A 243-nucleotide genomic window follows, 5' to 3' on the forward strand; every position below is an offset into this window, starting at 1 on the left:
GGGACCTCCAGCCGATCACGAGTCGACCTGCGAGGTCAGCGAGATGGTCGGTGGCAACGAGGTCAAAGGTGCGTCGAGCACCGTCGTTGGTCACTTCACCCCGGTTCTCCAGCACTGACCACAGTCTTGCCCGGTCACGGCCTTCAGGCAGGAAAACTATCCAGCGCTTGGGCGGCATCGCCGGGAATATCCGCGGCCTCGCCGACTGTTCGCGCGTGTACGCGAGAATCTCCTCGTCGGTCG

General features: G+C 63.8%; 1 protein-coding gene. It reads right to left on the reverse strand.

Going from position 1 to position 243, the window contains the following annotated elements; genetic code table 11:
• Positions 1-243, reverse strand: a 243-nt coding sequence (locus R0K30_RS23190) for a hypothetical protein (protein ID WP_410613350.1), incomplete at both ends; no start/stop codon positions are given.

Origin of the sequence: Bacillus sp. SIMBA_154 (assembly GCF_046536015.1) — a bacterium.
Lineage (GTDB): Bacteria > Bacillota > Bacilli > Bacillales > Bacillaceae > Bacillus > Bacillus pumilus_P.